Source organism: Bacillus sp. Medicinal_06 (genome assembly GCF_056711665.1).
This window is the reverse complement of sequence record NZ_JBWYHD010000001.1, coordinates 121,420-140,779: the sequence shown is the minus strand read 5'-3', so window position 1 is coordinate 140,779 and position 19,360 is coordinate 121,420. Positions and strand designations below refer to the sequence as shown.

The following is a 19,360-nucleotide window of genomic DNA, read 5'->3' as shown; positions in this document are numbered from 1 at the left end:
GTAGGTGATGGAGATGTGGAACTTTCAATTGAAACAAATTGAAAGCTTATCACAAGTTGATACCACTCATCTTGTGGAAGAAAGTAAAAAAGAAGGATTTAACTTTCTTATAAAGTTAGTAAATGAATACAGAGATAAAACAAATACATTTAATCAAAAGGGGGAGTGCTTGTATGGCGTTTTTCAAGATGAAGTTCTTATCGGAATTGGTGGCATAAATCAAGATCCGTATACGAAAGTTAAAGCAGTTGGACGGTTAAGAAGGTTTTATATTTCTAAAACATATCGAAGGAAAGGGATAGGAAATTTATTATTAAAGAAAATCTTATCTGATGCAAAAGAGCATTTTCAAATTGTCGTTCTGTATACAGACACAAAACAAGGTAGTCAATTTTATATTTCAAATGGATTTAGGAAAAGTGAAGGGTATCGAGGATCGACTCATTATTTAAGGTTATAAAAAAGATTCCATACGGCACAAGCTTATGGAATCTTTTTTATAAGTAATTATAATTTTACTTTTAAATGCTTCAATAAATGTTCAGGATGACCTTGTACATAATAAAAATGCGGATTATTTTCATCATCATAAATCATGATATAGGGTTTTTCGTTAAGCGGAAGGAGTACAAGAACTTCATCTATCGTTGTATGTATCCATTGGTTTGTAATGGTAACCGGTTTAGATAAAGGGATTTTTATCAAATGACCAGTTTTAGGGACAACGTTTAGATTTTTAAATGGGCCAGTAATGGATTTTGCATATTGTATTGCCTCTTTTTGAATTTCTGCATCTAGAGATTGTTTTTGCACGACCATCTCTTTTTGACAATCAAATACTTCAATTTGTTTATTTGTTTCTGCGAGAACATTTGTTGATAATAAAAATGAAAACAGAAAAAGGAATCCTATTTTTTTAAACATGGAACAACACCTCATATTTATTATTCCCTCAAATCCTATAAATATTTTTTGTCACATTTATGTAACAAAGAAAGTGTATGATAGCGCCATAAGTATGAATTTCTCATTTTACTTTGGTATGATAAGGTTTACAGATAGTTAATGGAGGAAGAAACACATGAAAGTATTAATCGCGGATGATGAACAGGATATGCTTAAAATATTAAAAGCTTATTTCGAGAAAGAAGGATTCCAAGTTCTCCTAGCAAAGGATGGAGAAGAAGCACTTGAAAGATTTTATGAAGAAAAAATTGATTTAGCTATTTTAGACTGGATGATGCCAAAAAGGAATGGAATCACTGTATGTCAGGAAATAAAAAAGAACTCAAGCGTGAAAGTGTTAATGCTAACTGCTAAAAGTGAAAATGAGGATGAACTTGCGGCTTTGCAAAACGGGGCGGATGAATATGTAAAAAAGCCATTTCATCCAGGGATTTTACTTACACGTGCTAAAAAACTTTTAAATCAAGATGAAGTCATACAAGTTCAAAATTTAAAAATCAATTTACTAAAAAATAAAGTATATAAAAATGATAAAGAATTAGAAATTACAAAAACAGAGTTAGAATTAATAAAATGTTTTTTAAATCATAAAGGTACAATATTAACGCGTAAAAAGTTACTAGATATCGTATGGGGCTTTGATTATTTCGGGGATGAGCGAACAGTGGATACACATGTTAGACGATTGCGAAAAAAAATAGGTGAAGAGATTATTAAAACGCATCGTGGTTTAGGGTATAGTTTGGAGGAAGCTCGTGAATAAACTTGGTAAAAAACTGTTTCTAAGTATTTCCTTAACGATTATTCTTATTTTTACAATTTCGCTATTATTAATAAATTATTTTTTGCCGAAATATAATATATACAAGACAAGAGAAAGCCTAAATGAAATTACGACTCAAATACAATCTGCCTCTGATGAAACACTAGTAGATATGATCAATCGAATTGAGAATGAAAACAATGTAACAATTGTTTACACTTCTATAAAAGGCACAGAAGATGAAATGAATGACGCATTACGTTCGCAGCTTGCCCATAAGAGGGTGACATTGAATAAGCTTTGGATTACAAAAGAAGAGGTAATGAAAGTAAAGCGTTCTGGACAATCGAATAAATTATATGATCAAGAGAAGCTTAAAGCGAGCTTTTTTGCAAAATATATCGCTAAAAATGATATGTTAATTTTAGTAGGGGTTTCGATTGCGCATTCAAACGAACTGATAGAGGTACTTAACACATTTTATTTATATATTTTAGGATTTTCAATATTACTTGTCGTTGTACTAGTCTGGGTACTATCCAAAACAATTACAACTCCATTAAAAGAATTAAGCGATGTCGCAGAAGATATTTCTAACCTTAAATTTAAGCAATCGCAGGTAAAAACAAACGATGAAATTGGTGAATTAGCTAGTAGCATTAATATTATGAGTAATAAGTTACATGAAGCTCATCAAGATTTAACGGATAGAAATGAACATTTGAAGCAGTTTATGGGTGATATTACTCATGAACTAAAAACACCAATTGCATTAGTTAAGGCATATTCAATGGGGATTCAAGATGGACTAGATGATGGGACATATTTGGATACAATTATTAAACAAACGGATCAAATGTCAAATTTAATAGAGGAACTGCTTCGCTTTTCTAAGCTTGAAAGAGACTTACTGCAGAAAGAAGAATTTCAGGTAGTACCACTTATTCAAAGTGTAATTGATAAATATGAAATTGAACTCCAGGCTAAAGGCATACATTTACAAATGGATTGTTACGTAGAAAATGCTAGTATATATGCAGATTTGGATAAAATGCACATGGTATTTAATAATTTAATTTCCAATGCAATCAAATATACAGAAAATCAAAATATCAAGATTGTATTGGAAGAAAGAAATGATTGTGTATATTTTAGTATTCAAAATGGAATTAACCCTGAAGTAAGTACAGATATCGAAAAAATTTGGGAACCATTTTATGTATTAGAAGCTTCACGTAATAAAGAAATATCAGGGACTGGATTAGGATTAGCTATTGTAAAGAGTATTTTAGAACGACATGGTTTTGAGTATGGTGTCTCCATTATAAAAAATGAAATACAATTTTATATGTATATAGAAAAGAACTTACTTTGAGTTAGCAAGACCTAAATGCTAAAAATAAGAAGCTCTCACAAATTAGATATGACTAATTTGTGAGAGCTTTTGCTCTTTTTATTATCGGTTTGAAACAAAGATGCATTGTTTATAAGAAAGTTGTACCGTTTATAAAAAGAGTAACGGAATCTCTTATCTGAAATGATAGTGATGCGGTTTTTTTTATTGTACGAAAAGGAAGGGGGGTGAATAAGTGCGTAGTATGTTCAGACTCTGCATAAAAGCTTGCTATTTCTTTCACTTTAAATTAAAATGAATTCCAGACATAAAAGATCTTTAATGTATTTATAATGGGGGGAAGTAATGAAATATTCAAAAGCTACAAATTATGCTTTACACACAATGGTATATTTAACACTAACACCAAAAGGAAAAGCGATTGGAGTAGAACAGTTAGCTAAAATTCAAAATCTCTCACCAACATATCTTTCTAAGATTTTAACAAAACTTGTTAAAGCAGGACTAATTGAATCCAATCCTGGTGTTAATGGTGGATATAGTATAGTAAGAAAGTCTGGTAATATTTCTTTTTTAGATGTAATTCAAGCTATTGAAGGTAAAACAACTTTATTCACATGTTCTTTAGAACATGAAGACTTGAAAAATGGAGATTGTTTAATTGAAAATGTGATGTTTGAAGCAGAAAAAAAGATGAAAGATGAACTAAACAATAAATATATTATTGATATTGCAAACCAAATCAATAAAAAATCATAAATGTCTCCAATAAGAGTTATGTTCAGTTCGCCCATGATTTTTCATTAGACCATAAGCGTGTAAAAAGAGGAAAACATAAAGAAGCAATAAAGGTAAAGAATTTTATGGTTCAATGTAATGTAGCCTATGCTTATACAAAAACAGCAGGTTTTAAAAAAGAGAGCTAATATTTGTAAAGGAGATTGAAGTATGACAGAATTCTGGGAATCAAGTTTTATAGAAAATCAAATGATGTGGGGATTTGAACCTTCAGACTCCGCAATCTTGACAAAGGACTTTTTCCTTGAAAAGAAAGTTAAGGATATATTGATTCCTGGTATTGGATATGGTAGAAATGCAAAGGTTTTTATTGACAACGGAATGAATGTAACCGGTATTGAGATTTCAAAAACAGCGATTGAATTGGCAAGGCGAAATGAGCTTAATATTAGTATTTTTCATGGTTCAATAACCGATATGCCTTTTGATAACAAACTTTATGATGGTATATTTTGTTATGCACTTATTCACTTATTGAATAATCGTGAGAGAGAGAAGTTTATTAAAGATTGCTATAATCAGTTAAAGCCAAACGGATATATGATTTTTACTACTATTTCAAAAGAAGCCCCAATGTTTGGAAAGGGCAAACAACTGGGTAAAGATTATTTCGAGATAATGGAAGGGGTAAAAATGTTTTTTTATGATTCTGACTCGATAAAACAAGAATTCGGAAAATATGGGCTGATAGAATTTTCGGAAATTGTTGAGCCACATAAGAATATGGAAAATAAACCTCCATTTAAATTTATAATGGTAAAATGTCAAAAAGAACTATAATTACAATTGCATAAAAAAACAAAAATAGTGAATTGTTAATTGATAAAGCTTATGTGTAACCTATTCACGTTAAGTAACAAAAAATTGTTTAATTTACAATAAAGCCGTTTGAAAAGCATGAAAGTTCATTGATAATCATTTAAATTTATGATTTGAATTAATCAAGTATATCTCATCCTAACTCAAGAAGGAAACGTCTATTTAGAATTAGGATTATAATGAATAGTTCTATAAATACTATGATGGATATCAGGTAAGAGATCTTGATACATCTGAGGATCTATTTCCCCTTTATTTAGTGCAATATCTAATTGTTTTTTTTGTTCTATTGCAAAATAATGGATTAACTTTGCTTCATCTATGCCTTTTTTAGATGCAAACTCAGCTAGAGTTATTCCTTGCTTCATTTTTTATAAAAATTACTTTATATGAGAAATCGCCACATGCCCATCAACTTAAGAAATGGGTTGTTCCGTAAAACAAAAAAATAATCTGAGTTCTAATAAATAACTATAAAATAGAAAATTCGTTTTGGGGATACTTCAAGGTACTAGGCTGATGACAATGGGGTGATATCCCTATATACAAGAACAGAGGGGAGATATACATCCCCCTCTTGTGCCCAACTAATATTATTCTTGCTCGTCCATAATTTTCTCAAACGCAGCAGATACCTTTTCAAATTCCTCGTCGCTCTCAATGTATGAGAATTCACTATCTTCTTCTACTTTTAAAAAGAAGATATCAATGTCGTCCTCTGTTTCCGTTTGAATGTCTTCTACAAAGCCAACTGCAATGTATTCTGCTCCTTCGACATTCATCGTTCCGAGCACTTCAACTTCCTGCTCCTCATTACTCTCATCGCTAAGGGTAAAAATTTCGCCTACTTCAATTTCCGACATATTCATTCTCCTCCTGTTATGCTCTAAAAAATAGAACGTTCAAATCGTATACGTACTAGTATATCTTTCCATAAAAAATCAAATTCATGCGTAAAGAACAACAATTTCTTGTTGCTTCAGCGTAAGAATCCCACTAAAAGGACATCATCTGTGAATATGAATGAATACATTTTAGGTTCTCGTCATATGCCCATTAACTTAAGAAATGGGTTGCCCCAAAAAACGAAAAAAATGAGTTGAACTTTCATAAATAACTGTAAAATAATAAAATTTCCGTTTTGGAGACATTTTAAAATATTAGCTTGATGGGCATGTGGCGGTAAACATAAGTAGCAGAAAATCAAGATCCACTTAACTGAAAAAATAGATAAACTATTATCTTACTCAATTTATACACAGTTTATCTTAACTGTGCATGAGTACTGCCAGTATATTTATCAGTTCATAGTCGTTTGGATTTATGCTTCTATATTGAATATAGTATCTTCTTCGAATAATAGTATGTTAGCAAAATCGGTCTTTTATTTTTTAATTTCATTCTGTCAAATAGATGTCACATGAACATTTTATAGTAGGGGTATACAGGATTAAACATACACAATATAGGGGATGAATCTATGAAACAATTATTAAAATATATAGTAGTAATTTGCACGTTGACACTTTTATGTTATGCAGCTTATATGAAGTATGAAAAACAAAAAGAAATTGAAAATAATAAATTAGTAATTAGTGAAGTCTCAAAACAGTACGGTATACCAGAATGGATCCCACTTACAATTGCCGATCATGAAACAAAATTTAATCGAAAAGCTGTTGGAGATAAAGGGACATCTTTTGGATTATTTCAGTTACATCGGGGTGGATTAGCACCTGCGCAACTATCAGAAGAGAATTTAAAAGATGCAAAAACGAATGCGACAATAGCAATCTCGCATATGGTAAATTCCTATAAACGCGGAGTAAACAAAGGATTAACAGAATTAGCGCTTTTAAAATATGTAGCTAATACATCAGGATGGCCTGGGAATTTAGAAGAAGCTTGGACGGATAACAATACGAAATACAACGTGGGATTAGAAAAATCCTATAAATTATATAAGAAAGATTAAAGTATTACAAATTTCTCAAGTTTTCACCCTTTAACAAACTGAATTTTCTGTTATTTTGTTGTATAGTGAAAGATGTAATAGAAAAATATAAAGGGGGAAGAAATTTGAAGAAAAAAAAGCTAGCAGTTGCACTCTCAGCAATGTTTTCTTTAACATTTACATCAAGTATTTCGAGTATTACAGTACATGCAGAAAAAAGCGAAGAGAGTTCGATAAAATTTTCTGCTTTACCGTTAAATGGTAAAGTGCCAGAAACATTAGCTCAGTCAACAAAGATTGAGTTGGAAAATGGAATGACGAAGCCCATTTATTCAACTGATGAGGCGATTGTAGAAAATTTATTTGTAGAAACTGAGATTGATAGCGACCGAGATGGAAAAAGAGATCGTGTATCGATAAAGGTAATGCGACCGAAAACAGAACCGGGTGTGAAAATTCCCGTTATTTATGAAATGAGTCCTTACCGTTCGGGAATAAAAGACGTCCCAGTTTATAATGTAGATGAAGAATTACATCCTACTGAAGGCAAACCTTATGCAGGACCAGCTAATCTCGGTTCATATGGAAATTACTATGTTCCTCGTGGATATGCCGTTATTTTAGGAGAAAGCATCGGAACTGGAAAATCAGATGGATGTCCAACAACTGGTGACGAACAAGAAATTCTCGGTACAAAATCTGTCATTGATTGGGTAAATGGACGAGCGAAAGCATTCACAGCAGATGGTAAGGAAATACAGGCGGATTGGTCTACAGGAAATGTCGGGATGACAGGAGTTTCCTATAATGGTACATTACCAAACGCTGTTGCAACAACCGGAGTTGAAGGATTAAAAACAATTATTCCGATTGCCGCAATTAGTAGCTGGTACGATTATTACCGTGCAAATGGTGCAGTTGTTGCACCAGGTGGTTACCAAGGTGAAGATACAGATAATATGGCCGAAGCAGTATTAACGAGAGAGAATCCTGAAGTTTGTCAAAAAATTACGAAAGAGCTAACTGAAGGGCAAGACCGAAAAACAGGAGATTATAATGATTTTTGGGATAAGCGTAACTACGTGAAGGATGCTAAAAATATAAAGGCAAGTGTATTTGTTGTACATGGTTTAAACGATTGGAATGTAAAGACAAAACAGTTTTCAGAGTGGTGGGAAGCTCTTGGAGAAAATAATATTCCTCGCAAAATGTGGTTACATCAAGGTGGACATGGTGGAACATCAAGTAATAACTGGCAGCAAACACAAAATAAATGGTTTGACTATTGGTTATACGGAATTGAAAATGGGATTATGAACGAACCGATGGTAGATGTCGAGCGAGAAAATAAAACGTGGCAGAAATTAAAAAATTGGCCAGACCCTGCAGCAGCTTCGTCTAAAATACGTATGCTTTTAAGTAATAAAGCCGTAGATTTACCACTTCGAGTGGGTGCGATGCAACAAGTATCTTCATTGTTAGATGATGCAAAAATTAAATCGAATCAATTAGCAGCAAATCCAGAATTAGAATCATCAAATCGGTTAGTATATGTAATGCCTAAGCTCGAAAAAGAAATGAGAATAAGTGGTACACCAAAAATTTCATTTAAGGGAAGTATTGATCGTCCAGTCTCAAATTTAACTGCATTACTTGTTGATTATGGCGGTGCGAAACCAGAAATTGTAACGAGAGGATGGATGGATCCACAAAACTTGAATGGAAAAGAACAGTCAACGCCAATTATACCAGGGAAAGATTATACATTTACATGGGACATGCAGCCGGATGATTATGTATTCCAAGCCGGCCATCAAATAGGAGTCGTATTAATTGCAAGTGACTATGACTATACAATTCGCCCAAAAGCAGGAACGAAACTTACAGTAAAATTAAGTGAAGTAACATTACCAATTGTAAAATAGAAAGAAGCCTCCACATTCGGAGGCTTTGTTTTTTTGTATTGAAAAAAGGAGATGGATGTTAAATGAAATTTTCAAAAGGATGTTATAAAGGAGAGAAGAAGGGGAGAGATTATTTTTCACTAAAAGGATATCTTATAATCCTAGCATAGGTAATATGTTATTTTGAAATAACAACAGATTTATTATATAATATTTTCGTATTAATAATGGATAATTGTAATTTTTAAAATAAGGAGAATATATCCTATGAAAGATGTAGATTTTATACTAGAAAGTGATGAAACATTAAAGCCATCTGAACGATTAGTATTATTACTGTTAGAAAAACATAGAATTTTATATACAAATGATTTGCTAGCACTATCTAATTTATCATATAAAACATTAACAGATTCGTTAACGGAACTCGTGGTAAAATCGTACGTATTAAAAGAGACGGGTAAGGGAAGAAGGCAAAATTGCTATAGGTTAATGTAGGAGTTATTGTATCTTTAAAAGAATATAAAATTCAATTATTTTTCAGATGAAACATAAAAATGATTTTTAAATTTTATTTGAAAAAATAATCCAAATAGATGCTGCCTAACCATTATTTTTTATTAAATTAACAATCATTTTTTTTAATTTATAAAGGAATATCCGAATTTTAAAAAATAAAGAGTGATCAATTTGGTAGTGTATGTTTTTGTATTTATTAAGAAATAGAAAAATGATATAAAAATATGTTTTGTTTAAATCTAAAGCAGTCCATTTTTGAAATGGGCTGCTTTTTAATATAAAAACATTTTTTGTATGATTAATGAAAATGAAATAATACTTATAATATTATTATGTAAACCGAATTAGATAAAAAAGGAATTTACCATGTTTAATAGAATTATTTATGCTAGAAAATAAAATAATTCTATGTAAAAGGGGGGATAACGATGAATTCAATTGTAGCAATTACAAATGCAGTAATGAATGGGGAAGAGGAGAAGGTAGTGGGATTAATAAATGAAGATCAAGATCTTGTGCATTCTTATAGTGAGGATGGCTGGACACCTCTTCATTTAGCAGCTTATTTTGGTTATAAAGAAATTGCAAATTTCCTTCTGAAAAAGGGTGCTAATTTACATGTGAAAGCGAAGAATCAAAATGAAAATACACCCCTTCAAGCAGCAATTGCAAACAAAAAAATTGAACTCGCTATATTTTTAATTGAACAAGGGGCAGATGTTAATGCTGTACAAAGTGGTGGTTGGACAGGGCTCCATGAAGCAGCTTTATTAGGCGATGAAAAAATCGTAGCTTTACTTATTGAAAACGGAGCGGATAAAAATATTAAGAAAGAGGATGGTAAAACAGCATATGATATCGCGTTAGAGAAGGGACATCAGCATCTACTACATCTTGTATAAAGGAAATTGAAATAAACAATACATATATAATATGAGAATAATAAAATAACAAAAAAGATTGGTAGCATTGCATTGCTACCAATCTTTTTTTAGAAGTCTTGTATATATGCCAATTCTTCTTCTAATAGAAGAGGGCGTACAGAAGCAGCTGCATTTTCGGCTGCTTGATTAGCTGTTTTTGCTCCGGGAATAGCAACAGATACAGCAGGATGCGATAGTACATAGCGAAGGGCCAGTTGCCCCAAAGTTCGTTTAGGGTTTGAAAGTGATCTCAATTTCTCAACCTTTCGTAAAGCATCTTGAAACCATGTTTCTTTTGGCCAATCTTGTCGTAAATCACCATCAGGAAATGTTGTTTGTTCTGTAAACTTTCCAGTCAATATCCCCATTTTTAATGGCCCCCGAATGACAGCTCCTAAGTTTTTCTCTTGTAAGTAAGGTAAAATATCATTTTCAGGTTCTCGGTTTAGTATGCTGTAGTCAAGCTGTACAACATCAATTTTCCCGGCTTTATTAAAGTTTTTAATATATTGTAAGTCATGCGTAGAAACACCAACTGCTCTTACTTTTCCATCTCGTTTTAAAATTTCAAATGCGCGAAGGAAGGCTTCGGTTTCTTCTTTTTTATCCCACCAAATATGACAAAAATAAACATCAATGTAATCTGTTTGAAGGCGGAGTAAACTCGTTTCAAATACTGCAATTACCTTTTCTGCTGTATCGTAGACAGGTTCTCCATTAGGATCATAGTGATGACCAACTAATCCTCCCTTTGTGGAAAGAACGATATCATTTCGATGTTCTTTTATTGCTTGTGCCACTAATTTTTCGCTATGCCCTAAACCATATACATCAGCGGTATCAATAAAATTCACTCCGCATTCAACTGCTGTTTTCATTGCAGAGATAGAATGTTTGTCATTTACAGGACCCCATTCATCACCGCCAATTGCCCATGCTCCAAATCCAATTTCAGAAACAGTTAAACCGGTTTTTCCTAATGCACGGTATTTCATTTGTTTACCTCCTTAATAAAAGGAATACCTAATAAATTATTCAGTGAAAAAGCGAATGTGTTTGTGAGATCTTTTTGCTTAGCTTAAAAACATAAAACACTAATTTATAGCACAAAAAATAAAATTTTCATCTGAAATATAGAGATGTCGTCGAAAGCTATCTCTAATTGGTTAATTTATGAGATTTTTTTATGGAGGAGCTTATTTTATGAGAAGAGAATTTAGGGTAGTAAGAAAGTACACCTGTGGTAGTGAAATAAAATGAGTTAGGGGGATTTAAAAAATGAGGAAACTCAAGAAAGTAAATGTTCCTAATACGCCACAACAGCAAATACAGTCTAATGAATATCGAGTTATAAATAAGAAAAAATTACGCCGGTTTATTTTCGTTTTTATTTTTATTTTTTCCGCCACTTTTTATGTCCAATATATTCTTAATAAGCAGCAAGAAATAATTGTAGAAAAGCGAGATACGATTAAAAATCAGCAAAAGCAATTAATTTCTTTAGAAAAAGATTCACGTTATTTAAAAAGCGAAGTTAATAATTTGACAGATAATGAAGAAGAAATTTTAAAGTATGCAAGAAAGGAGTATCAATTCTCTAAGCCGAACGAAACTATATTTGTACTACCTAAGTAAGAATGTAAAAAGCAGTAAATAAAGCGAACTGCACCCGAATTGTTAGACACTGTCTACAGTTGGGGTGCAGTTTTTTATTAATTCTTTTTAGGAAACACGACTTTTTTTACAAAGTAGTTGGTTAGGAGAAGAAAAATGCTACTGAGTCAAGCACTTTTTAAAGAGATATATCAATAACCGCGAATAGTTATTAGTGCTATAATTTTCAAAAAGGAGAGGTAAAGAGGTAAATATGAAAAAAGCAGACTTTATATATGAAATAGAAAAACGAATTAAAAGTATAAATGGAAATGTAAGCGTCATGATACAAGGAGAAATGATGTATCGGTACAATGAACATTTGGTACATCCATCAGCTAGCCTTATTAAGTTACCTATTCTTTCGTGTGCGATAGAAACGATGAAGGATGGAATTTTAAATCCATATGAAGTAATTTCTGTTTCATCTCTTGAAAAGACTGGTGGAAGCGGTATTGTTGCTTCATTACATACACCAAATGTAACGATACAAGATCTTATTACATTGATGATTACAGTTTCTGATAACACTGCGACAAATTGGCTTATAAATAAGTTGAAAATGAATCGCATTCAAGAACACATTGATTCACTGCAGTTAAATGGAACGAAACTACAACGATATATGATGCAACCACCTCAGGAACCGGGAAAGGATAATTTTACAACAGCTGAAGATATTGTGTCTCTACTAAAGCATTATGAGAATAAAGAACAATTTTATAACCCGCTTCAAAATCAACAATTTACCTATAAATTATGTGGGAAGTTAGATGGGATGAAAGGACTTTTAACAGCGAACAAAACGGGAGAATTACAAACTGTTACACATGATGCTGCAAGGCTGAACATAAATAATAAGACGGTATATGTAGCTGTCCTAAGTTCAAATGTTGAATGTATAAATCATACAAATTATATATTTTCAGAGATTGGAAGTCTAATTGTACAATATTTACTAAAATAAATATTGTTAAAATTCTGTCAATTGTATATAATATTCAGTAAGCGGATACATTTCTTGATTAACGATGAGTCATCAGCTTATTCGACTGTTAAGAAAACCGTTATCCTCGTATAAGAAAGGAAGATTTATGTGTACGCTTCTAATACGATTTATATCGTAGGGGACGCAAAAGCACCTCAAAACAATCCGATTACAGAAAAATTCAAGAGTTATTTCGTTGCATTTGTTGTTGAAAAAGATACAGGAAAGATTGTGGATGCGGATTGTTCAGCAACCATTTCATTGACGAGTCAGTTTGTAAAACATTTATTTCTACATAGAAATATAAATGACCCACAATTAGTAGAAGAGATTAGAACTCGGTATTTCGGATCGTCTCAAAAAGCATTGCTTGTAGCTTTAAAAGATGCACAAAAAAAATATAATCAAATTGCTGCTTTGTCTACACATTCATAGACAAAATCCAGCCATAAGATTCGTTCTTATGGCTGGATTTTTTTATTAGACAGAAAGGATGAATGAAATGAAAATCATAGATTTAACAGTAAAACATCGTTATATCAAGCTTCATACACCATTTAAAACAGCTTTGCGCACTGTAACTGAAATCGAAAGTATTGATGTTTTTATTCATACAGATGAAGGGGTTATAGGGAAAGGCGCTGGAACTGCGACACCAGTTATTACAGGAGATTTTGCGAGTGGAATGGAAGAAGCTATTTTAGGGCCGATCCGTTCTGTACTAATTGGGAAAGAATTGCAGCAATTTCAAGCGTTGTTGTTACAGATTCAAATGAGCTGTGTAGGAAATACGAGTGCAAAGGCAGCAGTTGATATGGCTTTATATGATGTGTATTGCCAGTTTCATAATATCCCATTATATGCGTTGCTAGGTGGACAGAAAGAGATTCAAACGGACATTACAGTAAGTGTTGATGAACCTATATTAATGGCGAAAGAAGCAAAAAGTCATGTAGAAAAAGGATTTAACACATTAAAAATTAAAGTTGGTAAATCAGCAGAATTGGATTTAGAACGCATTGAAGCGATTAGAAATGTTGTGCCGAAGGATGTAACTTTACGATTAGATGCAAATCAAGGATGGAGTCCAAAAGAAGCTGTATCGATTATTCGAGAAATGGAAAATAGAAATTTAAATATAGAATTCGTAGAACAACCCGTTCACGCGAAAGATTGGGAAGGAATGAAATATGTAAAAGATCATGTGCAAACACCAATTATGGCTGATGAAAGTGTGTTTTCGGCGCAGGATGCTTTAAAACTTGTTCAAGGACAGTACGCTGATTTATTAAATATTAAATTAATGAAATGCGGAGGGATACGAGAAGCGTGGAAGATTGCTGATATTGCTGGCGCTGCCGGTGTAAAATGCATGGTTGGTAGCATGATGGAATCATCGCTTTCTGTGGCAGCGATTACACATGTAGCAGCAGCTCATCCGAACATTCATTACTTTGATCTGGATGCTCCTTTATGGTTAATGGAAGAGCCAGGCGGAATCACATATAACGGGCCAAAGGTTAACCTGCATCATGCAGTGAATATAAAATAAAGCTTTAGTTGTTGTTTTACAAGCTATAACCTGTTTGAACAGGAAAATTATGAATAAAGGGGATGTGCTTATGAGGAAACTTATTACTGGACTTTTTAGTAGTTTGTTAGTATTTTCATCTTTTTCTGTTGTAAATGCTGAAGAAGCAAAAAGTAATGAAGCGTATGTCGATGTAGCAGCTGCAACGTTATGGACTGGGCCCAATTTGCTTCGTCCAATTGATGAGCCAAGTGCGACGAACCCTGTTAATCTATGGAAATGGACGAAATCGATGACACTCGATGAAAAACTTTGGCTAACAAGTACTAATAAATTAGAAACACAAGCTTTATTAGGGCAGGAAGTAACAATCATAGATCGGCAAGGTGAGTGGGCAAAAGTAGTAGTTCATGGTCAGCCAACGCCAAGAAATGAGGCTGGTTATCCAGGATGGGTCCCAATAAAACAACTAACCTATAATCAAGAATTTGCAGAGAAAAAGGAACAACCATTTGTTCTTATTACAAAGCCGACAGCTATTTTATACATGAATCCATCTGATAAATATAAATCTTTAGAGGTTAGTTATAACACACGCTTACCATTAATAAGTGAAGATCATATATCGTATCGAGTATTGTTACCAAACGGACAAAGAGCATGGTTACGGAAAAATGACGGAAAAGTATATAAATCGCAAAATGATATTCCGGCTCCAACAGGTGATGATTTAGTGAATACTGGGAAATTATTTTTAGGATTGCCATATATATGGGCTGGAACAAGTGGTTTCGGCTTTGACTGTTCTGGTTTTACACATACGATTTACAAATCTCATGGTATTACAATTCCACGTGACTCCGGTCCACAATCAAAAGCGGGGGTTGCTGTTGAAAAAGAAAACTTACAAAAAGGTGACTTAATATTCTTTGCTTATAATCAAGGAAAGGGAAGTGTTCATCACGTAGGTATGTATATTGGGGACGGGAAAATGATTCATTCTCCAAACGCAGCGAAGACCGTTGAAATTATCCCTGTGAACACGCCAGGGTACATTGAAGAATATGCAGGTGCGCGCCGTTATTTACCATAACAAGAGAGAGTAATAGAACAATAATACAAGGGGGTTTTTGAATGAACAAAGTTGTTCGTTTTTCATTAGTTAGTACGTTACTACTTTCTTCATTTTTAGCTGGTTGTGGAAAAGAAAAAACGACTACAAAACCAAAAGAAGAGAAGAAAATATTGCAGTTAACAGAAACAGGAGAAATTCCATCATTGAATTCCTTAAAAGTAACAGACGCTGTTTCATTTAACGTATTAAATAATGTAATGGAGGGATTATTTAGACTTTCAAAAAATGATGAGGTCATTCCTGGGATTGCGGAAAAGTATGAGGTGAGTAAAGATGGGAAAACATATACATTTCATTTGCGTGATGCGAAATGGTCTAACGGTGATCCTGTAACAGCTCACGATTTTGAATTTGCTTGGAGACAGCTTATTAATCCAGAAACAGGGTCTGAATATGCATATATTATGTACGACGTGAAAAATGCGGAAAAAATAAACAAGAAGCAGATGGGTCTGGACGAATTAGGAGTAAAAGCACAAGATGAAAAAACTTTTACTGTAGAGTTAGAGCATCCTGTTCCATACTTTACAAAACTACTTTGTTTACCATCCTTTTATCCAATTAATCCAAAGTATGCAAAGGGGCAAGGAGATAAATATGGTTTAGAAGCAAATACAACCATATATAATGGTCCATTTACATTATCAGAATGGAAGCACGAAGCAAGCTTTACGATGAAGAAAAATAATCAATATTGGGATAAAAAAGAAGTAAAATTAGATGAAGTAAACTACCAAATTGTTAAAGAAATTTCGACGGTAGTAAATCTATATCAAACAAATAAAATCGATCGTGCTGTTATTTCAACAGAATTTGTTGATAAATATAAAAATGATAAAGAATTGAAACAATATACAGATCCGGTCATGTATTTCTTCCGCTTTAATGAAAATGTCCCAATTTTAAAAAATAAAAATGCTCGCCTTGCGCTTAGTATGGCTTTTGATAAAAAAGGGCTTGCGACTTCATTTTTAAATGATGGATCAGTACCTGCAAACTACTACATTCCAAATGGCTTCTTAAAAGGACCAGATAAAAAAGATTTCAGGGAAACAACGACAGAGTTTAATAAAACGAATGTAAAACAAGCAAAGGAATATTGGGAAAAGGCGAAGCAAGAAACAGGAACGAATGAAGTTACTGTAGAAATGCTCAACTATGATTTAGAAAACTTTAAAAAGGTAGGAGAATATATTAAAGAGCAATTAGAGAAGAACTTACCAGGACTAACGGTGAATGTGAAACTACAACCACATTCTCAGAAACTAGCATTAGAGAAAAAGAAAGAATATGAAATGTCATTATCACGTTGGTTACCTGATTATCCAGATCCAATGACATACTTAGAGGTCTTTATTTCAGAAAGTGGCGTTAATAATACGGGGTATGCAAATCCGGAGTATGATGCATTAATCAAAAAAATAAAAACGGATTTAGGAAATGATGAAAAAGCACGTTGGAAAGCGATGCAAGATGCAGAAAAAATGTTGTTAGATGAAGCGGTTATTGCACCGGTGTTTCAGCGCGGATTATCGTATTTACAAAAACCATATGTGAAAGATTTATATGTACATCAATTCGGACCGGCGACTAGCTTAAAATGGGCGGATGTGAAAAAATAAAATGAAGTATACAAAACAGACTGTGTTGAGGAAACGGTCTGTTTTTTTGTATAAAAATGGCGTGCTCATATATTGTGGAGAGATTTTATGGTATAATTTACCATGTGTGAATTTGAAATAAAGTCATACCGTTTAAAAGGACATCTGAATTGAAAGATCGATTAAAGAACTGTTGAATGCCAATAAAGTTGTTCCGTTAGAGGGCACTATTGTTGAAGACCAGAGGTAGAAAATGATCAAACTTTTTTATAAAAGCGAAACCTAAATATGCTAAAGAAGAATTTATTTTGATCAAACTTTATTTCAAAGCAACACCAAGATGCACATTAGAATTATATTAAAGGGGAAGAGGATATGTCCATTCATGGGAATGAAAAGTCAATGAATACGAAAAGACTCTATATGAGAAAACCGAGTCTAGAAGATATTGATGATTTCTATCAAATTGTAAAAAAAAGTGAGGTAGGTAAGTGGCTTGCTATATCAAGAGGCATGTCATTAGAAGAAACCGAACAATATATTCGGAAGTTTATAGATCATTGGGATAAAAATGCTTTTGGTGTGTGGCTCATATTCAATCACATCACCGAAGAAATGATGGGGCATTGTGGTTTAAGGTATATCGCTGGAACAAAAGAGGTAGAAATCATGTATCTTCTTGATCCGAAGTTTTGGGGAAAAGGATATGCTACGGAGGCAACTCGTGCAACAATCCAATATGCTTTTCATGATTTAAAGGTTGAAAAATTAACCGCAAGAATTAGAATTGCAAATGAAAAATCAAAGAACGTTTTAGAAAAGGCTGGATTTAAGTACACACATAATGTAGATTTTGATGGAAGTCAATTATCATATTATGTGTATAAGAATTAAATTCTATGAAAATTTCAATATTCAGAGGAACTATCCAGGTAGTTTAGAAAAAATGTATCTTTGTATATAAATATATTTTGTCAAGAAATAAAATCATTGCTGAATTTAGAGTGTGAAAGAAATAGAAAATCCTATATAATTAAAATGTTTACCTGGAAACTTTTTCTAAGATTGATAAATAAGTTTTTAAAGGAGGAAAATAAATAAGAGATTAATAGAATGGAGCATTTGACAGGATAAAGGAGAAGAAAAAGAATGATGACGTGTTGTAAACAAGGGTTAGAGTTATCGGTAGACATGCAATACCGAGTTAGTAAGAGAATGATGGTAAGGGATTTTATTACTTGGAAAAGAGAGTGGGTCAACAAATGAAGATGAAACATGCTTTTGGCCCAATCATTTTAGCATGTATAATCTTTATGGTTATATTGCTTATTCCATCCAAATATTTAGTTTCACTTATTAGTAATGAAAAGATAGAAGATGCGGCGACTTCATTACAAAAAGAAAAATTACAAGGTGTTTTTTTACAACAAAAAATGTTAGAGAATTCGAAGTATTTACCGATGTATGGTTCATCTGAATTTTCTCGGATGGATGCATATCATCCGTCTAACTATTTTAAAGTAAAACCTGAAGGATTTACACCGTTTCTAATAGGGACGGGCGGGACGCAGAGTCTTGCTCATATTTTAAATGTGACTTCCACAATGGATCAATTAGAAGGAAAAAAAGTAGTATTTATCCTTTCACCACAATGGTTTACCAAACAGGGTGTAAATGAAGGGAATTTTAGTACTAATTTCTCAAAACAGCAAACATATCATTTTATTTTTAATGATGAAATAAAACCTGAAATGAAGAAAAAAATCGCGAAGCGGTTGTTAGATTTTAAAGTTGTCCGCGACGATTTTATATTAAAAACTTCATTAGAAGGAATTGTATACAATGATACAATTCAGAAGATAAAAGCGGGAGTATTTAAGCCTGTTATCTATATAAATCGAAATATTACGGATCATAAAGATTTAGTGAAATCTTTATTTAATGTAAAACCAAAAAAAGAACAAAGAAATATGGAATTACGTTCACTTTCTTGGGAAGAAACAAGAAAGCATGCTGAACAAGTTGGGAAAGTAGAGTCTACATCAAATACATTCGGAATTGAAAATCCATATTACTATAAAAACAAATTTCAAAAGAAGTTACATGGACTAAAAGGATATAAAGCAAAAGAATCTTATGATGAATCGCCAGAATATGAAGATTTACAAATCATTTTAGATATTTTCAAACAAAAGAAAGTGAAACCACTTTTCATTTCTGTCCCTGTAAATGGACCTTGGTATGATTACGCAGGATTCCCAAAAGAACGCCGTGATGTTTATTATAAGAAAGTTCGGGAACAAGTTGAGGCAGCTGGATTTCCAGTTGCAGATTTTACTAGTCATGAATATGACAAGTATTTTTTAAAGGATACCATTCATTTAGGATGGAAAGGCTGGGTATATGTGGATGAAGCATTACAGCAATTTCATGCGGGACAATAATATTTAGG

At 32.7% G+C, this 19,360-nt stretch carries 21 protein-coding genes and 1 pseudogene; 18 read left to right on the top strand and 4 right to left on the bottom strand.

What is annotated here, in order from left to right:
* Positions 1-13 precede the first annotated feature (13 nt).
* A complete protein-coding gene (locus AC1M36_RS00750) occupies positions 14-460 on the top strand; it encodes a GNAT family N-acetyltransferase (RefSeq protein ID WP_479845495.1) in 447 nt (148 codons plus the stop codon).
* A gap of 47 nt (positions 461-507) precedes the next feature.
* Here the strand turns inward: AC1M36_RS00750 and AC1M36_RS00745 are convergent, their stop codons facing one another.
* Positions 508-924, bottom strand: coding sequence for a hypothetical protein (locus tag AC1M36_RS00745; protein ID WP_336451240.1), 417 nt, complete (start codon positions 922-924; stop codon positions 508-510).
* 157 nt (positions 925-1,081) lie between these two features.
* Between AC1M36_RS00745 and AC1M36_RS00740 the strand changes: the two genes are divergently transcribed.
* The 5 genes and pseudogenes from AC1M36_RS00740 to AC1M36_RS00720 all read left to right on the top strand — a co-directional run bounded on the left by AC1M36_RS00740 (position 1,082) and on the right by AC1M36_RS00720 (position 4,661).
* Complete coding sequence (locus AC1M36_RS00740) at positions 1,082-1,729, top strand: response regulator transcription factor (RefSeq protein WP_336451239.1); 648 nt, start codon at positions 1,082-1,084, stop codon at positions 1,727-1,729.
* Positions 1,722-3,104: a sensor histidine kinase gene (locus tag AC1M36_RS00735; RefSeq protein ID WP_336451238.1), complete on the top strand. Its 1,383-nt coding sequence runs from the start codon at positions 1,722-1,724 to the stop codon at positions 3,102-3,104. Before AC1M36_RS00740 ends, AC1M36_RS00735 begins: the two co-directional genes overlap by 8 nt.
* A gap of 324 nt (positions 3,105-3,428) precedes the next feature.
* Positions 3,429-3,842, top strand: coding sequence for an Rrf2 family transcriptional regulator (locus AC1M36_RS00730; RefSeq protein ID WP_336451237.1), 414 nt, complete (start codon positions 3,429-3,431; stop codon positions 3,840-3,842).
* Between the two features lie 5 nt (positions 3,843-3,847).
* A pseudogene (locus AC1M36_RS00725) lies at positions 3,848-4,035 on the top strand (hypothetical protein); the annotation flags it as partial.
* Entirely contained in the window at positions 4,032-4,661 is a 630-nt protein-coding gene (locus AC1M36_RS00720) for a class I SAM-dependent methyltransferase (RefSeq protein WP_336451236.1), read from the top strand. The pseudogene AC1M36_RS00725 and the gene AC1M36_RS00720, both read left to right, overlap by 4 nt.
* 197 nt (positions 4,662-4,858) lie before the next feature.
* On the opposite strand, the gene AC1M36_RS00715 is transcribed toward AC1M36_RS00720, so the two are convergent.
* A complete protein-coding gene (locus AC1M36_RS00715; protein WP_336451235.1) occupies positions 4,859-5,068 on the bottom strand; it encodes a hypothetical protein in 210 nt (69 codons plus the stop codon).
* A gap of 225 nt (positions 5,069-5,293) precedes the next feature.
* Positions 5,294-5,563 carry a DUF1292 domain-containing protein gene (locus tag AC1M36_RS00710; protein WP_336451234.1) on the bottom strand — a complete coding sequence of 90 codons (270 nt, stop codon included), beginning with the start codon at positions 5,561-5,563 and terminating at the stop codon, positions 5,294-5,296.
* Between the two features lie 617 nt (positions 5,564-6,180).
* On the opposite strand from AC1M36_RS00710, the gene AC1M36_RS00705 reads away from it, so the two are divergent.
* From AC1M36_RS00705 to AC1M36_RS00690, 4 genes are all read left to right on the top strand, one after another.
* Positions 6,181-6,675 carry a transglycosylase SLT domain-containing protein gene (locus AC1M36_RS00705; RefSeq protein ID WP_336451233.1) on the top strand — a complete coding sequence of 165 codons (495 nt, stop codon included), beginning with the start codon at positions 6,181-6,183 and terminating at the stop codon, positions 6,673-6,675.
* A 104-nt stretch (positions 6,676-6,779) separates the two neighbouring features.
* Positions 6,780-8,579, top strand: coding sequence for a Xaa-Pro dipeptidyl-peptidase (locus tag AC1M36_RS00700; RefSeq protein WP_336451232.1), 1,800 nt, complete (start codon positions 6,780-6,782; stop codon positions 8,577-8,579).
* 246 nt (positions 8,580-8,825) lie between these two features.
* Positions 8,826-9,056: a hypothetical protein gene (locus AC1M36_RS00695; RefSeq protein WP_003198034.1), complete on the top strand. Its 231-nt coding sequence runs from the start codon at positions 8,826-8,828 to the stop codon at positions 9,054-9,056.
* Positions 9,057-9,505: 449 nt separating this feature from the next.
* Positions 9,506-9,979, top strand: coding sequence for an ankyrin repeat domain-containing protein (locus tag AC1M36_RS00690; protein WP_336451231.1), 474 nt, complete (start codon positions 9,506-9,508; stop codon positions 9,977-9,979).
* 89 nt (positions 9,980-10,068) lie between these two features.
* Here AC1M36_RS00690 and AC1M36_RS00685 read toward each other — a convergent pair whose 3' ends face one another.
* Positions 10,069-10,995 (bottom strand): aldo/keto reductase, encoded by a 927-nt coding sequence (locus AC1M36_RS00685; protein WP_431612994.1) that lies wholly within the window; start codon positions 10,993-10,995, stop codon positions 10,069-10,071.
* A 283-nt stretch (positions 10,996-11,278) separates the two neighbouring features.
* Here AC1M36_RS00685 and AC1M36_RS00680 point away from each other — a divergent pair, with 283 nt between their 5' ends.
* The 8 genes from AC1M36_RS00680 (at position 11,279) to dltD (ending at position 19,352) form a co-directional block, all read left to right on the top strand.
* Positions 11,279-11,635 (top strand): FtsB family cell division protein, encoded by a 357-nt coding sequence (locus AC1M36_RS00680; protein WP_336451229.1) that lies wholly within the window; start codon positions 11,279-11,281, stop codon positions 11,633-11,635.
* Positions 11,636-11,867: 232 nt separating this feature from the next.
* Positions 11,868-12,620 (top strand): serine hydrolase, encoded by a 753-nt coding sequence (locus AC1M36_RS00675; protein ID WP_336451228.1) that lies wholly within the window; start codon positions 11,868-11,870, stop codon positions 12,618-12,620.
* Between the two features lie 129 nt (positions 12,621-12,749).
* A complete protein-coding gene (locus tag AC1M36_RS00670) occupies positions 12,750-13,076 on the top strand; it encodes a DUF3870 domain-containing protein (RefSeq protein WP_336451227.1) in 327 nt (108 codons plus the stop codon).
* A 67-nt stretch (positions 13,077-13,143) separates the two neighbouring features.
* On the top strand, positions 13,144-14,193 hold the full coding sequence (locus tag AC1M36_RS00665) for a dipeptide epimerase (RefSeq protein ID WP_336451226.1): 1,050 nt from the start codon (positions 13,144-13,146) through the stop codon (positions 14,191-14,193).
* Positions 14,194-14,263: 70 nt separating this feature from the next.
* A complete protein-coding gene (locus AC1M36_RS00660) occupies positions 14,264-15,265 on the top strand; it encodes a C40 family peptidase (protein WP_336451225.1) in 1,002 nt (333 codons plus the stop codon).
* Positions 15,266-15,306: 41 nt separating this feature from the next.
* On the top strand, positions 15,307-16,929 hold the full coding sequence (locus AC1M36_RS00655; protein WP_336451224.1) for a peptide ABC transporter substrate-binding protein: 1,623 nt from the start codon (positions 15,307-15,309) through the stop codon (positions 16,927-16,929).
* Between the two features lie 354 nt (positions 16,930-17,283).
* A complete protein-coding gene (locus AC1M36_RS00650; protein WP_336451223.1) occupies positions 17,284-17,802 on the top strand; it encodes a GNAT family N-acetyltransferase in 519 nt (172 codons plus the stop codon).
* Positions 17,803-18,170: 368 nt separating this feature from the next.
* On the top strand, positions 18,171-19,352 hold the full coding sequence (gene dltD / locus AC1M36_RS00645; RefSeq protein ID WP_336451222.1) for a D-alanyl-lipoteichoic acid biosynthesis protein DltD: 1,182 nt from the start codon (positions 18,171-18,173) through the stop codon (positions 19,350-19,352).
* The last annotated feature ends 8 nt before the right edge of the window (positions 19,353-19,360 follow it).

Bases quoted from the DNA above. Each gene is read 5' to 3' on its own strand.
- AC1M36_RS00665 (WP_336451226.1), top strand. From the start codon at position 13,144: ATGAAAATCATAGATTTAACAGTAAAACATCGTTATATCAAGCTTCAT.
- AC1M36_RS00690 (WP_336451231.1), top strand. From the start codon at position 9,506: ATGAATTCAATTGTAGCAATTACAAATGCAGTAATGAATGGGGAAGAG.
- AC1M36_RS00750 (WP_479845495.1), top strand. From the start codon at position 14: ATGTGGAACTTTCAATTGAAACAAATTGAAAGCTTATCACAAGTTGAT.
- AC1M36_RS00740 (WP_336451239.1), top strand. From the start codon at position 1,082: ATGAAAGTATTAATCGCGGATGATGAACAGGATATGCTTAAAATATTA.
- AC1M36_RS00745 (WP_336451240.1), bottom strand. From the start codon at position 924: ATGTTTAAAAAAATAGGATTCCTTTTTCTGTTTTCATTTTTATTATCA.
- AC1M36_RS00675 (WP_336451228.1), top strand. From the start codon at position 11,868: ATGAAAAAAGCAGACTTTATATATGAAATAGAAAAACGAATTAAAAGT.
- AC1M36_RS00660 (WP_336451225.1), top strand. From the start codon at position 14,264: ATGAGGAAACTTATTACTGGACTTTTTAGTAGTTTGTTAGTATTTTCA.
- AC1M36_RS00730 (WP_336451237.1), top strand. From the start codon at position 3,429: ATGAAATATTCAAAAGCTACAAATTATGCTTTACACACAATGGTATAT.
- AC1M36_RS00710 (WP_336451234.1), bottom strand. From the start codon at position 5,563: ATGTCGGAAATTGAAGTAGGCGAAATTTTTACCCTTAGCGATGAGAGT.
- AC1M36_RS00715 (WP_336451235.1), bottom strand. From the start codon at position 5,068: ATGAAGCAAGGAATAACTCTAGCTGAGTTTGCATCTAAAAAAGGCATA.
- AC1M36_RS00655 (WP_336451224.1), top strand. From the start codon at position 15,307: ATGAACAAAGTTGTTCGTTTTTCATTAGTTAGTACGTTACTACTTTCT.
- AC1M36_RS00705 (WP_336451233.1), top strand. From the start codon at position 6,181: ATGAAACAATTATTAAAATATATAGTAGTAATTTGCACGTTGACACTT.
- AC1M36_RS00685 (WP_431612994.1), bottom strand. From the start codon at position 10,995: ATGAAATACCGTGCATTAGGAAAAACCGGTTTAACTGTTTCTGAAATT.
- AC1M36_RS00695 (WP_003198034.1), top strand. From the start codon at position 8,826: ATGAAAGATGTAGATTTTATACTAGAAAGTGATGAAACATTAAAGCCA.
- AC1M36_RS00720 (WP_336451236.1), top strand. From the start codon at position 4,032: ATGACAGAATTCTGGGAATCAAGTTTTATAGAAAATCAAATGATGTGG.
- AC1M36_RS00650 (WP_336451223.1), top strand. From the start codon at position 17,284: ATGTCCATTCATGGGAATGAAAAGTCAATGAATACGAAAAGACTCTAT.
- dltD (WP_336451222.1), top strand. From the start codon at position 18,171: ATGAAGATGAAACATGCTTTTGGCCCAATCATTTTAGCATGTATAATC.
- AC1M36_RS00680 (WP_336451229.1), top strand. From the start codon at position 11,279: ATGAGGAAACTCAAGAAAGTAAATGTTCCTAATACGCCACAACAGCAA.